Below are 14,302 nucleotides of genomic sequence, written 5' to 3'. Positions count from 1 at the left end.
ATTATAATATACATAAAGTAATATCAGGTGAACCTAAATGCCAAAAAAACCCTTAAGTGAAAACATTGAAGAATACCTTGAAGTATTATACAAGTTAGGTCCAAAGGGAGAAACAGTTTCAACAACGCAGATTTCTGAAAAACTTAAAATTGCACCAGCCAGTGTCACTCAAATGCTGCAAAAATTATCCAGAAAAGGTTATGTTCAATATTCGCCCTATAAAGGTGCTGTATTAACTGAAGACGGTCTTAAAATAGCAAAAAAAATTACCCGTAAACATAGATTACTGGAAAGATTTCTCTGTGATGTTTTAAAGATCAAAAAAGATAAAATCCACAAACAGGCATGCGAAATGGAACATTCCCTCTCTGATGATGCAGAGAGAGCTCTCTGTCACCTTTTAGAACATCCAGACAGGTGTCCTGGAGAAAGCATAATTCCAGAATGCGATTTAAAATTTACAAGCTGTGAAGAATGCATAAAACGAAAAGAAGTTGACGTAGAAGAAGTTGGAAAACGAAGTGAAAACTTAATTTCAATACTGGACCTTAAAGAACATAAAAAAGGCAAAGTTAGTTTCATAAGAGGAGATCATAAGGTAATTCGAAGGCTTTTAGACATGGGAATTACTATAGGTGCAAATATAAGTGTAATAAAAGTTGCTCCACTATGTGGTCCTGTTGAAATTGCAGTTAGAGGATCCAAACTTGCTCTTGGACATGATATAGCTACAAATATCTTTGTTGAAGCAGTTGAAGAGGCATAGGGGATAACAGCTTGACTAAACCTGTAGAATACAGTCTAAACGCCAAAAAAGCAGAATTATCTGGAAAAAAGGGTAACCATTTAACCATTGCCCTTGCTGGAAATGCCAATGTTGGTAAAAGTGTAATTTTCAACGAACTTACAGGTTCCAATCAAATTATAGGAAACTGGCCTGGAAAAACTGTTGAAAGGGCAGAAGGTAAACTCCATTTTAAAGGCCATGACATTGATGTGATCGATCTACCTGGAATCTACTCATTTTCTACTTTTTCCATGGAAGAAATTGTATCAAGAGAATATATTGCATTTGAAAAGCCTGATGTTGTTATTAATGTTGTTGATGCTGCTGTTTTAGAGCGAAATCTATTTTTTACCCTACAACTAAAGGAAATGGAAGTTCCAATGGTTGTTTGTGTTAATCAGGTGGATATCGCCAGGCAAAAAGGAATTGTTATTGATACTGAAAAACTGCAGGCAGCACTCGGAGTACCGGTTGTTGCTACTGTAGCAGTAAGAGGGGAAGGATTACATGAATTAATGGAAATGGCCACTGAAGTTGCACAAAATAAGTCTAAAAACAGGATAACTACAATAAAATACGGTAGTGAAGTAGAAAATAGAATAAAAAAACTAACAGAGTTACTTGAGTTTAAAAACATTCAACTGGGGTATCCTTCTCGCTGGATCGCTATAAAATTACTTGAAAACGACCCAGAAATTAAAAAACTGGTGGAATCTAAATCTAAAGATATAATCCATTCTGCACATGATTTATCAGGAGAGATAGAAAACATTCACCAGGAACCATCCTTTGCAGTTATTGCATCTGAAAGATATTCTCTTGCAAACAGAATTGCTGGCGGAGCTCAGGTACAGAGTGAAATTAAAACCACCTTCTCTGAAAAACTGGATAAGATTGTTACACACAGAGTTCTTGGTTATGTTACATCTGTTTTGGTGATAGGCGGATTGCTTCTCTGGACATTTGTGGTGGGGACAGAACTTTCAGGTATACTTGCAGATGCACTCAGCTTTTTCCAGCCTGTAGATCCACAGGTTAGCGGCCCCTTAACAGCTATTTTATGGAATGGTGCATTTGGTGGTATTGTAGCAGGAGTTACCCTTATAATACCTTTTGTAATCCCATTTTACTTAATGCTGAGTGCCATTGAAAATTCGGGGATACTCACAAGGGTTGCATTTATGATGGACAGTGCAATGCACAGAATAGGTTTACATGGAAAAGCGCTTATCCCCATGATTCTTGGATACGGCTGTAATGTTCCAGCCATTGACAGTACCCGGATTTTAGAGACAAGGCGGGAGAGATTACTTGCATCCTTTGCCATAACATTTGCTCCATGTGCAGCAAGAACCATTATAATTCTGGGGCTTGTTGCCCTATTTGTTAACGTCTGGTGGGCACTGGCACTTTATGCAATTGACATTCTCCTTATATTCTTATTAGGTAGAATTGCTCTAAAGGTAGCTCCTGGAGAATCAACAGGGCTAATAATGGAAATGCATTCATTTAAAGTTCCATCATTAAAATTAGCAGCTAAGCAGACATGGACAAGAACTAAATCATTGATATATCTTGTTTTCCCAATATATATAGTTGGAAGTGCACTTATCCAGGCATTATATGCTTTTGGTATACTTGAACCTGTAAGCAACTTTTTAGCTCCTCTTACTGTTTGGTGGCTTGGCCTCCCTGTATTTGCAGGCGTGCTCCTTATATTTGGAATAATCAGGAAAGAATTCATACTTCTAATGCTTGTGGCCCTATTCGGTGCAGACCTTGCAGGAGTTTTAACACCAGTTCAGTTTATAGTTCTGGCACTTATAGGAATGCTGTACCTTCCCTGCCTGTCAACAATAACAATTCTGGCTAAAGAATTTGGATGGAAAGCAGCTTCATATATATCGCTGGCGAACTTCGCCACTGCTATAATTGTTGGTGGGATAGCGTTTAGACTGCTTACACTTGTATATTAAGCTGATGGATAAATTAAAGAAGATTATATTAAAGAAGATTATAATTGCATCAGGGTCTACATAATTGGTGAGAAGATGGATTTTATAATCAGTAATTTAAAAGTGGAAAAATTAAAATATTATTTTTAACAGATTTTATCTATTAATTCAGTAATTTTTTAATAGTGCTTGATTTATACACTAAAAGATGATATTTACCAGTTTAGAGGTGTTATATTATGGTTTTTACAAAAACAATACATATAGAAACCAGTAATCCTGGAGATATAATTGATTTAACCCATAAAGTTGAAAATGTAGTCCATGAATCTGGTATTAAAAATGGTATTGTCCACATCTTTGCACCGCATGCAACTGCTGTGTTCGCTTTAACTGAGCTTGAAAGTAATTTAAGGAATGATATAAAAAAATTACTGGATAATTTAACCCCTGAAAAAGGCTGGTCACACGGAGAAAACGCACATTCACATTTAAGATCCATGCTACTTGCACCAGATAAAACACTACCTATTAGAAACGGTAGAGTAATAAGGGGTACATGGCAGGATTTATTTTTTATAGAAGCAGATACATCAGGCAGGTTAAGGAAAATAGAGGTTACTGTAATAGGGGAGTAAAATAGTCAATTGCAGTGGTTTTTGAGGCCATATAGTAAAAATAATGATTTCAATTAAAATTAATGCTTCTAAAAGAATAGCTGCTGCTCCTCCACTCTGTAAAGACATTTCCAACGTTTATCTACAGTTTTAACATTATTTTCCCTATTTAATTTCAGGATCTAATTCTCCCCATTAATCCTTCTTATTAAATTCATCCATCAGGAATGAATTACCATGTCCTGGATAAACTGTTTTTATGTTAATTTTTTTCAGTTTTTCAATACTTACATTAGCTGCCTCTCTGTCATCCATAATGCATTTAAAACTGGTTTATCAGTATTTGTAAACAAATCCCCACAAAACAGATCACCGTCAGCTGTCAAGATTCCTACAGAACCCTTTGAGTGCCCCGGAATATAAATAACTTTGGTGTCGAATCCGTATTCAGAAAAATCGTCTTCATCATTGATATATAAATCAGGTTTAAATCTTTCTGATTTTCCAAACCCAAAGAGGATAGGAACTATCATTTTGATGAGAAAATTGCCTCTTCTGTTCCAGAACATGTCTCCACGTTCGACCATTCCCCAATCATCGTGATGCATGGCTATTTTTGCACCAAATTTTTCACGAAGATAAGCAGCATTGCCTGTATGGTCAAAATCCCCGTGAGTTATAACAATGAGTTTAAGATTTCCAGACTTACATCCGGAGTTCCTAAGTTCTTTTTCGAGTTCGAAACGTTTATTTGAAGGTCCAGTGTCTATCAAAACATAATTCATGCCGATTTTTATGAGGTAGCAATTCACAGTGCCTAATCCAATTACACCTAATTCAATGGTTAATTCAATGGTTTTGATTTCCTGTGGCATGTCCTACTCCTTATCTTTTGTTCATTAAACATTGTTTGAATCATGTTTTATTAATTCTTTCTGCCCTGCAATATCATCTGCTGTCGCATAAGGGTGAGAATACCTTCCATTACTTTCAGTATATGATTTTAAAAAGCGTGAAGATTTGATTTGAACAGCATGCTGTGGACAGTGATTTAGACACGCATAGCAGAAAAAACTCCTTGCATCTTTCTGCCAGACTGGTTTTCCATTAACCATTTTAACTTTTCCAGATAAACAGACCTTTTCACATGTTCCACATTGTATGCACTTTGAATTCACATAAAATTCAACATTATACATTCTATTAAGGAATGGAAGAAACAGTGAGAGAATTGAAAACGCAGGCATAGGATGAATGAAATCAATGTCCTCTTCACGGCTTTTTTCTTTGTTTAAAATGATTTTGTGGACTGAATCAATCTTTTTTTGGACATCAGATTCCATTTTTCTTATTTCTTCTGCAGTTGCCGCATGCCAGCCTTCAAACTTCGGATCGTTGCTGGCCATGTTTAAAGTGAAAAATGAATCTAAACTTTTATTCTTCTTCTTTAATGTCTTTTCCAGGTCAATAAACGCCCTGTGCTGGCTTCCAGCCCTTGTTGCAATTGCAAAAATATATTCTGCCGATTTTAAGTTAAGTTTTTTAACAAAATCAATTACAGGAGCAGGTGCCATTGCAAGATGGATGGGAAATACAAATCCCACTGAATCTGAAACTGATTCAACAATATCTCTATTTAAAAGTCTTACCATTGGTATTAATTTTGCTTCCGTAACTCTTTTTTTGTAATTCCTTTGCTACATAAAGCGAATTCCCAGTCCCTGAAAAATAATAAATTTCTGTGCTTATAAAAAATTCCTCTTCTACATTTTAATCCTTCAACATATCTGAAATCCTCACATCAGGATGATGATAGCCTCTGGGTAATTCCCCATAGCCATGAATGGCATTTTGCGGGCACCATTTGATACATGCCAGGCAAATTTTAATGTTTCCAGGATTAAGTGAACATTATTTAATTAAGTTATAAATTATTTTAGCAATTTTATCTGATGCCTGCAACACTTCTATACCATATTTAGCTGCATTATCCTTTGTTTTATCCATATCTTTTAAAAAACTATTTACAGTCTTGTCAATGTTTTCAAATTCACTTTCAACCATTGCTCCTCTAAATATTTTCCCCATATTATGATAACGACCATATTTAACCCTTAATAGTGTTATAATTGGTAAATTACAGGCTATTGCTTCGTGGAGCATCATTCCATCGTCAGTTATAATTACTACGTCAGCTAATTTATAAAGGTCTTTAACCCAGTTAATATAGCCGAGATAAATTATCCCTGGAGTTTCAAGGTATTTTCGGTATTTTTCATCCAGAGGATCTCCTATAACAACTATATTAGCTCTAATTTCACTGTCTCTAAGTTTAAGTGCAGCAAGAGCCATTTTTTCAAAGAGCGTAGAACCTGATGATAACAGTATTGTTGGAAGTTCTGGATCATACTCTTCAGGCATTAATTCCAGTGCACTTTCCTTATTTCCAGTGATTATGTCTGGATTTATGGGCATGTAAACTTTATACACGTTTACATTATCTATTTCCATATTAAACAATGGAGATTCAGGAAGTGCAATTGCAGTAGTGAATTTTGAAATTTTTAAGTCGGAAGGAGTTGAAACAATTCCTGCAGAAGGTATTCCTGTAATTTTAGCAGTTAAACATCCAACTATGGCTCCTCCCCCGATTGTTCCAACAACAACATCCGGTTTCACCTTCCTGTACAATCTTAAAGCTTCAAAAATGGCCTTAACAATCTTAAACCCACCTGTAATAAGGGAGAGTTTGGTTGCAGCGTGTCCACCTGCCTGAGGAATACTGGTTTCATGCCATTCTATACCATGCTTTTTGAATAATAAACCAGGAGCTCCATGATTAAGCGCAAATTCACATTTCATTCCATATTTAGATAAAGCTTTAGATATATGGAAAGCTATAGCCGCATCCCCCCCAATTCCTCTCCCTGTCACCACAAATAATGCTTTCATTGAACCGCCCTCATTTATACTTAAAAATTTGAATTAAACTATTCATATAAAACTGCATTTCCTGCTACAGTAACAATCATTGAAGTACCTTTAAGTCCACCCATGCTTTTATAATCCATTGTCACACCCAAAACAGCATTAGCGCTCATTTGTTTTGCATCATTTTCCAGTTTTTTCAGTGCTTCGTTTCTAGCAGTTCCTAATTTATAAACTACATCATTAGATTTTTTAAATCTGTCAAAAAAGGAAGATCCTTCTTTTTTTTCTTCTTTTACAACTGCTTCCGCAGAAATCATTCCAAAATGCCGGACAATTTTTTTTCCCTGTAAAAGAGGTACTGTACTAAATAACAGTTCCATTTCAGGGATATCTACACTTTCAGGCTGTTCAGGTACATAAATTTCCTCTCCAGTTAACCTGGCCAATAAATTTCCTATAATGCCTATAACATAAGTTATTGTTCCTATAAAAACCACTAATAATAAGTAATTTACAAGAATAGGCACAGCAGCCTGTATTGTGAGTGCAAGACCTCCTAAAGTAAATAAATTAAGTGTCAATGGATCTTTAGGGAAAACCCAGCCGTAAATGTTAATTATAATGAATATTAAAAGAGCACTTATAGCTCCAGTGCTTCTGCCATATTTTTTACGTGCAATAACTGCCTCGCTAAAGCCAGCGATTAAAGGAGATGCAATAAACATAATATTAAATCCTAAAATCACTAAATTGAATCTAACACAGATTACTGCTGATATAAAACCTATTGACGTGCCTGTGAGTATTGCAGCAAATGCCCAGTGCTTATTCTGGAGAAATTTTTTTACTGAAGCAAACAATTTTTCCACTCCCATTGCCGATAATTTTCTATTCAAATTTTACAGCTGTACCCAGTACTGCCACCATAATTGTGTTTCCCATAGTTCCCCCAAGGTTGTGGTAGGCTATTTGAACACCTAAAATAGCGTTAGCGCCGAATTTTTTAGCTTTTTCTTCCATGCTTGTTAGAGCAATGTTTCTTGCTTTTTTCAGTTCTTCTTCATAGGCAGAAGTTCTGCCACCTACAACATCTCTAACGCCTGAAAAAAGATCTTTGTAAACATTGGCACCTATTAAGGCTTCACCAGTTACAAGACCATAATATTCGGTGATCTGTTTACCCTCAATATTTGGAGTGTTTAAAATAAGCATATTTTTCCTCCTTTGTTTAGGTACATATCTATCTTTTAATATAATTTTTTTGCTACAAAAAGATTTAATACTCAGAAAGAATGACTAAGTTATATGAAGACTGCAAAATTAATTGTGTTTTTATGTGCGGCTGTACTTGTCATACTGGGTGTTTACAGCTTTATTGTTACTAAAGACGTTTTTTCAGGTGTTATATGGACGGTTTTAGGCATAATTTTCTTTATTTTAGGTTACATAAGGATTAAATAATCAGATAATTTTTTTATTTAACTGCATGAGGGTTGTAGAAAAGCCTTCTAAATCCCAGATAACATAAAAATTTATTTTTTATAACTATTTTCTTATTTTTAAGTAGTATTCTACGTACAAGGTCACCCAAACCCCCTCCTGTCATTACATCCATTACATAATCTCCAAAACAAGGGTTTTTAATTCCAAGCCTGTTTCTCATGAACATATTTAAGTTTTTTCTCCTGATAAAAGCTATAAGTATTGAAGAAGCAATAAATAGAATTAAAACACCTAAAAAGCTTCCGTTTTGAATTCCTATCTCTGAAATACTTCCTAAATATCCACCAAAGAGTGCACAGGATATTCCAAGTCCAACTGCAAAGGAATGATTCCCAACTTCACCCATCATGATTTTTCCCATATAATCAAGGGGTGCGTAGCCAATACATGCGGCTAAAATTATCAGAGGAATGTAATAACCCTCATAACCAGTTAAAAACATTGAAGAAATTAATATAATACACATTATAATAACTGTTGAACAGGCAGAGCCTGGCTGCATGTCTGAAATGTTAAGGGGCTGTATCATCAACGCTATCAGTATTGATGCTGGCCCGAAGTAAAAAAATCCCAAAACAGCAACAACCAGCATCCCAATACCTCTTGATAGCTGCCCTATTTCAAAAGGTAGTCTCTTAATCTTTTTTCGGCCAGTTATATCGTCAAATAATGCAAAAATTCCTATTACAGCAATTAAATAGTTGAAGGGCTGATTTATAAATAGAACCATGGCTATAAACGGTGCAATACCCACGGCACGGGGTGTGCCGCCCCTTATACTGGTGTATAAACTGCTGCCACTTTTTTGAATAATCCACTTGAATAGCAATGTCAAAATAACGGATATTATAAATGCAAGGAAAATTTGAGTGTACATCAATTCACCTGTTAAAAATAAAAAAGGGAATAGGATCAGGCTCTATAATTTGTCTAATACATCAATTAACTGACTGGCGTCAGAATACTTGTTGTCGTATGAGTCCAGTTTATAGGTTTCATATAACAATGTAGGAATTCCCTTACGTGCAATGGGTTTTGTAACGTACTTTGGGCTTGTTCCTTTTGGTGAATATATCCTTAAAAACGGCATTTTCTGTATGATGGTACTGGCGTAGTTTCTGGTTATCCTGTTTTTAGAGATCGGATCTACAAATTTACCGTATCTGTAACCGCTTTTTCTCCACATGCACTCATGAATGTCTATAGCCAGTTTTGGATTGGTTCTTATAACATCGCCTACAACAAATTTATTTGCAATAAGCTGGCCGTTCATTCTACCTTTACTGTAATGCCCGGGATTTTTTGTTACATGGACCCTGTAAAGAACGTATTTTTTAGATAAACTACTGGATTTATCCTTTAAAGCGGCGGCAATAGCATCATGGAATTGATATTCACGTGGATGAACTCCTATTATTATGGCAATAGTATCTCCAGAGTTTTGATTACCATAAAATTCTTTTTCAGCCCAGCCATAGCTTTTACCACCTAAATATGTTCCAGCAAAGCTTACATCTACAAAGGAAAATGCTAAAATTAAACATAGAAATATCCCTATAATTTTTCGAATTGGTGCCCCCTCCTTTATTCTCTAAAGTCATATTAGTTCACCAGTTAATAAACTTTGCCTTTCTATTTTAATCTAAACAAAACTCAATTAACAGATTTATGGTCCAAAATGGCCTTTTTCTGTTTGAACTATAACAGTTTCCAGACCTGTATGGTTTAATAGTTCTTTAATTTCAATCATTTCCTTTACTGATGGTTTAATAAGGTCTTTTCTCCTGAATTCTGGCCTGTAATCAAGTACACAAATTTGAACATCAGATTTAAGGCTAAAAATCTTTTTCCCTATTTTTTCTATTTCTTCTTTTGATATAAGTACGGCATTATAAGGTATTCCAATTCCAAGGAAAATATTGTTAATATAATTGTTTATAATATATTCTACAGCATCCCATGAAGTTTTAAGATATTTTTCTGCAAGTTAAGTGGCCACCAACTGTAAAAGCCATAGGAAAGTTCTGGTATTGTGGACATCTCAAATTACATCCATGAGTAAAACCAACTACTTCAACAGGTCCTTTTTTGTTTTTTAGCCAGTAAGGTGTCCCCACCCCACCTACTGTATGGGCTCCAAATCCACTTATAACCCGTACTACGGGATATTTCCCCTTTTCAATATTGGGTTCTATTTTCATTCCCTCTTTTAGGGGCGTGATGCATGCAGGTGCAAATTTTCCATTTGCTTTTACAACACATGCCCAGCACCCTCCACAATCACAGGGCATGAATATTTGTCCCTTTTTCTCACCCTTAAAATCTGGAAATTTACTTAATTTTATGCCAGAAGCCTGTAAAGCATTTTTCAAAGCACCGGATGCTTTAATTTTTTCACCATTTACAAAAACCATTTTTTCTTTTTTATAATTATCATTTAAAACTAAAGCTTCTTCTGGGCATGCTGCTATGCATATTCCACATCCAATGCATTTTCCTGTTTCTATAGCTGTCTTTACATTTCCTGCTGGACAAAGCACGAGATTTTTACATATATTACATCTGCTACATTTTTCTTTAATGAGTTTTACGGCCATAATATCCTCAATTTGAATTGATTATATAAATCAGTTTTATTATCTTATGCTATATCTTAGTAGTCCTGCTATTCCACCTAAAGCCTGAAGTTGCTTTCCTCCTTCATGTTCGCTACTTACAACCATTACTTTACCTCCAGTGCTTTCTACAATGTTCATAATTTTCTCAATTTCTTCTCTGCGCACCATGTTGTCAAGCACAAGCAATGTTTCCACAGCGCCAGCGTTTGAAGCGTTTTCTACATCTGATTTTCCGTAGGTAACCATATTAGAGGACTTTCCAATTTCTTCCAAAACTCTGTTTATTAATCTCATTTCCTGGGCTATGCGGCCTTCAGCAGCCATTTGTTCAATTGTTCCTTTTTTAAGGACTTCCTGTATTCCTACACGTCCCCCAGTTCCCGTGTTTTCAACTCCAGATATTTTAGCTAATTCCGGATATTTTTCGCTTAAAAAATCGTAAAAATCGCCTTTAGTAAATCCAGGACCTGCAATAACAATACCATGTATGTCTTCAAAGCCCTGGAGTGTTTTTGCAACTTCATTATAGAAATTGGTTATATTTTTACCTCTATCCTTTTGAATAATCTTTTTTCCAGATATTCCACCCACAATTGGCCCATAATAATCTATTCCATACTGTTTTATAACTCCTAAATCTGCCACGTCGTCTTCAATAGCCACAATAATGGCGGATGGCTTTTTAGATGAATCTACAGCAGTTTTCAGACGCTTAATTGTCCATCTCGACCATTTTTCCTTGGTGATCTTCACTGGATTTTTTAGTTTTAGCTCGATGGTATGGTGGGTTCCCAGGGGGACCAGATCTTCTGGTCCTTTTTCAATTATACCTGTTGCCCTTAGTTTACCTGTGTATTTGTGAAAACTTACGCCTTCTACTCTAATTCCCATAAAAAATGTTTTTTTAATCCCACGATCACTTCTAATCCGTTCTCCTGTTGAATCCTGTATCCTACGGGTTGTTCTGGATGAAACTAAATCTCCAGGCTTAATTATATGTGATAAATGCCATAAATCGTCCAGAGTTTCTGGAATAAGTTCAATAAATCCTTTTTTTGTATCCTGGTGAACAATACGCATTTTATGCACCGTTAATCTTTAAATTACTGTTTATCAATTTATTTAATTTTTTTATTTCTTTTTTATTTTCTATATTAAATGACAATTAAATAATTTATTATTTCTTATTTAAATTTTAGACATTATCAGGGCCGTATTCCACTTTTTATGAGGATTATTCACGTATTTTTTTATTAAAATTAAAAACATGGCTTTATTTTATTATTTTTAGGAATGTTTGTACTTCCTATCATTTAATATTATTTAGTATTCACTTATGATGACTTTAAATATTACTTCATACAATAGATTTTTGGAGGTTTGAAGAATAATACGTAGCTTACGAAAAACTTCGTTTTTCGTGCATTCGAAATCTATGATTTCGATGCATCAAACACAAAGCGTTTGAATGCTCCAAAAATTCAAAGTTTTCAAAAACCAAAGGTTTTTGATACCCCAAAAAATCTTCGATTTTTTGAGGGAATTTTTGAGAGATTTCGAGAGTATTTTCTAAACCCCAAAAAAAACCATGCTTTTGGTGGGAATTAATATGGCAAAAGAATTGGAAAATAAAATAAAAGAAGCATTAAAAGATGTTAGGCCATGGCAGAGAGTCCCAACATCTGTAAATGGAGTATATCTTGTAAAAACCCCTGCAGACAATAGTAAAGAAACCATAATGGTTGAAATTAATCCCCTAAATGAAAGAGGATCTCCAATGAAGAGAAGAGGACTTTTTTTAAAGGATACCACTGAATTTGGTGGATTCAAAGGTATTTTTGAAAATGAAAGTGTTATGGACCTTTTAGATGCTATAGAAGAAATAGATGGAAAGGAGAAGAAAAAAGAAGTTAAAGCAATTGAGATATAGCATATGAGCATTTAAATAAAAGATTAAGGCTTTGTAGAAATGCGAAATAAAAATGATTTCTACAGAGCCGTAATTTTATCAATTACCTTCAAAAAGAATAAACTGGTTTCAAAAATCACCTGAAATCATTCTATAAAAATGTACACTCAGAAGATGAACGTTTTTTTTTAAATAGTAATGTTATTATATGACAAAGATCCAAAAAAGATTCAGGTGAAGAATATATGATTGATGTAGCTATTATTGGGGCAAGTGGTTATACTGGAGGAGAACTGCTGCGATTTTTAAAAAATCACAAAGAAGTTGACATTAAAACTGCAACATCAAGGCAATACAATGGAGTGTGTGTATCAAAAGTTCATCCACATTTAAGAGGTGAAGAACTCAAATTTAAAGATGTTGCACCGGAAAATATTGACACAGATTTAGTATTTACAGCAACACCACATGGGGCATCCATGGACATTGTTCCTGATTTAATTGAAAGAGGCATTAGGGTTGTGGATTTAAGTGGAGACTACCGTTTTGATGATGTCTCTATTTATGAAAAATGGTATGGTTTAGACCATTTAGCACCTCTTGATGCTGTTTATGGGCTTCCAGAAGTTTACCGCGCGAAAATAAAGAAGTCCAATCTTGTTGCTAATCCTGGATGTTTTCCTACAGGAGCTATTTTAGCAACGCTACCTCTTGCAAAGGAAAATCTGGTGGAAAGCATAATTGTTGACTCAAAAACCGGTGTTAGCGGTGCTGGAATTAAACCTGCAGATGTTACTCATTTTCCAAACTGCAGTGACAATGTTATTCCTTATGCTACAACTATACACCGCCACATGCCTGAAATTCAACAGGAGGTATCTAAATGGGGCAATGTTAAAGTTTCCTTCACCCCCCATCTTGTACCCGTGATCAGGGGTATTTTAACCACAGTCCACACCTTTTTAAAGGAAGATGTAACATCAAAACAGGTTAAAAAGTTCTATGAAGATTTTTATAGGGGAGAACCATTCACTAAAATTTTAGATCTTGATGAAATGCCCAGATTAAGCGCAGTTAGAGGATCAAATTACTGTGACATTGGATGTTTCCAGATAGACCACAATGGAAGAATTGTTATAGTATCTGCAATTGACAATCTGGTAAAAGGAGCATCAGGCCAGGCTGTTCAAAATATGAATATAATGTTTGATTTTCCAGAGAATGAATCTATTGATATCACTGGACTGCATCCTTGAACTTTTTCATAATTATTTCATAACTGTAATAAATAACTATAAATGATATGTCGAATAATTCAAAGGTTTAATATACAATAACTATAAAATGTGATCATAGGGTCATGTGCATATTTAAACTTACGGATAAACGGTTTAAATCCAGTTTATTAGGGCTATTAGTGGTCTGAAAACTTTTGCACTTAACTGTAATCCCATATATGCTAAATGGTGTGATCAATGAAAACAGTAGTTCTTTATTATTCCAGAACACAAAAAACAGCCAAAGCTGCAAAAACTCTTTCAAATGAGCTTAAATCAGATATAATTGAAATAAAAGACTTAAAACCCAGAAAAGGAGCTTTAAACTACATTAATGCATCTATAGATGCATTTAGAGAAAATAAGACTGAAATCAGTCCATCATCAATTGATCTAAATCCATATAACATGGTGTATATTGGAACACCTGTTTGGGCTGGGAAACCTTCTCCTGCAATAATCTCTCTTATAGATAGATGTAATTTTCAAGGTAAAGATGTGATATTGTTTGCCACACTTGGAGGATCTGGGGGCGAAAAAGCAATTGAAAGGATGAATGAAAAAATCGAGCTAAGAGGAGGAAGAATGGTAACTTCCTTTTTGATAGAAACTGCTGGCAAACAAACGTATGAAATAAATAATGAAGTTAAGAGAATAGTCGAAGAAATGGACTTAAAAATATACGGAGTATAATCAGGTGGTCTA

15 protein-coding genes and 1 pseudogene are annotated in these 14,302 nt (G+C 34.8%); 7 read left to right on the top strand and 9 right to left on the bottom strand.

Features of this window, described 5'->3' with window-relative positions:
• Positions 1–37 precede the first annotated feature (37 nt).
• The 3 genes from PQ963_03935 to PQ963_03925 all read left to right on the top strand — a co-directional run bounded on the left by PQ963_03935 (position 38) and on the right by PQ963_03925 (position 3,380).
• Positions 38–766: a DtxR family transcriptional regulator gene (locus PQ963_03935; GenBank protein MEN4028813.1), complete on the top strand. Its 729-nt coding sequence runs from the start codon at positions 38–40 to the stop codon at positions 764–766.
• Between the two features lie 11 nt (positions 767–777).
• A complete protein-coding gene (gene feoB, locus PQ963_03930) occupies positions 778–2,763 on the top strand; it encodes a ferrous iron transport protein B (protein ID MEN4028812.1) in 1,986 nt (661 codons plus the stop codon).
• 218 nt (positions 2,764–2,981) lie between these two features.
• Complete coding sequence (locus PQ963_03925; GenBank protein MEN4028811.1) at positions 2,982–3,380, top strand: secondary thiamine-phosphate synthase enzyme YjbQ; 399 nt, start codon at positions 2,982–2,984, stop codon at positions 3,378–3,380.
• Between the two features lie 266 nt (positions 3,381–3,646).
• On the opposite strand, the gene PQ963_03920 is transcribed toward PQ963_03925, so the two are convergent.
• From PQ963_03920 to PQ963_03900, 5 genes and pseudogenes are all read right to left on the bottom strand, one after another.
• Positions 3,647–4,234, bottom strand: a complete 588-nt coding sequence (locus PQ963_03920) for an MBL fold metallo-hydrolase (GenBank protein ID MEN4028810.1) — start codon at positions 4,232–4,234, stop codon at positions 3,647–3,649.
• Positions 4,235–4,258: 24 nt separating this feature from the next.
• A pseudogene (locus PQ963_03915) lies at positions 4,259–5,029 on the bottom strand (EFR1 family ferrodoxin).
• A gap of 241 nt (positions 5,030–5,270) precedes the next feature.
• Positions 5,271–6,311: a glycosyltransferase gene (locus PQ963_03910; GenBank protein ID MEN4028809.1), complete on the bottom strand. Its 1,041-nt coding sequence runs from the start codon at positions 6,309–6,311 to the stop codon at positions 5,271–5,273.
• A gap of 38 nt (positions 6,312–6,349) precedes the next feature.
• Positions 6,350–7,186 carry a heavy metal-binding domain-containing protein gene (locus PQ963_03905; protein MEN4028808.1) on the bottom strand — a complete coding sequence of 279 codons (837 nt, stop codon included), beginning with the start codon at positions 7,184–7,186 and terminating at the stop codon, positions 6,350–6,352.
• A complete protein-coding gene (locus PQ963_03900) occupies positions 7,179–7,502 on the bottom strand; it encodes a heavy metal-binding domain-containing protein (protein MEN4028807.1) in 324 nt (107 codons plus the stop codon). Before PQ963_03900 ends, PQ963_03905 begins: the two co-directional genes overlap by 8 nt.
• Positions 7,503–7,595: 93 nt before the next feature.
• Here PQ963_03900 and PQ963_03895 point away from each other — a divergent pair, with 93 nt between their 5' ends.
• Entirely contained in the window at positions 7,596–7,751 is a 156-nt protein-coding gene (locus PQ963_03895; GenBank protein MEN4028806.1) for a hypothetical protein, read from the top strand.
• Between the two features lie 13 nt (positions 7,752–7,764).
• On the opposite strand, the gene PQ963_03890 is transcribed toward PQ963_03895, so the two are convergent.
• The 4 genes from PQ963_03890 to PQ963_03875 all read right to left on the bottom strand — a co-directional run bounded on the left by PQ963_03890 (position 7,765) and on the right by PQ963_03875 (position 11,491).
• Positions 7,765–8,670: a cell wall biosynthesis protein gene (locus tag PQ963_03890; GenBank protein ID MEN4028805.1), complete on the bottom strand. Its 906-nt coding sequence runs from the start codon at positions 8,668–8,670 to the stop codon at positions 7,765–7,767.
• Positions 8,671–8,712: 42 nt separating this feature from the next.
• Positions 8,713–9,066, bottom strand: a complete 354-nt coding sequence (locus PQ963_03885) for a hypothetical protein (GenBank protein ID MEN4028804.1) — start codon at positions 9,064–9,066, stop codon at positions 8,713–8,715.
• A gap of 694 nt (positions 9,067–9,760) precedes the next feature.
• Positions 9,761–10,390 (bottom strand): 4Fe-4S binding protein, encoded by a 630-nt coding sequence (locus PQ963_03880; protein ID MEN4028803.1) that lies wholly within the window; start codon positions 10,388–10,390, stop codon positions 9,761–9,763.
• Positions 10,391–10,429: 39 nt separating this feature from the next.
• Entirely contained in the window at positions 10,430–11,491 is a 1,062-nt protein-coding gene (locus PQ963_03875; GenBank protein ID MEN4028802.1) for an mRNA surveillance protein pelota, read from the bottom strand.
• Between the two features lie 529 nt (positions 11,492–12,020).
• Between PQ963_03875 and PQ963_03870 the strand changes: the two genes are divergently transcribed.
• From PQ963_03870 to PQ963_03860, 3 genes are all read left to right on the top strand, one after another.
• The gene (locus PQ963_03870; GenBank protein MEN4028801.1) at positions 12,021–12,341 is read left to right on the top strand and encodes a hypothetical protein; all 321 of its coding nucleotides are present in this window, start codon (positions 12,021–12,023) and stop codon (positions 12,339–12,341) included.
• Between the two features lie 224 nt (positions 12,342–12,565).
• Complete coding sequence (argC, locus tag PQ963_03865; protein ID MEN4028800.1) at positions 12,566–13,576, top strand: N-acetyl-gamma-glutamyl-phosphate reductase; 1,011 nt, start codon at positions 12,566–12,568, stop codon at positions 13,574–13,576.
• Positions 13,577–13,795: 219 nt separating this feature from the next.
• Positions 13,796–14,290, top strand: a complete 495-nt coding sequence (locus tag PQ963_03860) for a flavodoxin (GenBank protein MEN4028799.1) — start codon at positions 13,796–13,798, stop codon at positions 14,288–14,290.
• The last annotated feature ends 12 nt before the right edge of the window (positions 14,291–14,302 follow it).

This window comes from Methanobacterium sp. (assembly GCA_039666455.1).
Lineage (GTDB): Archaea > Methanobacteriota > Methanobacteria > Methanobacteriales > Methanobacteriaceae > Methanobacterium_D.
This window is presented reverse-complemented; position numbering and strand designations above follow the sequence as displayed.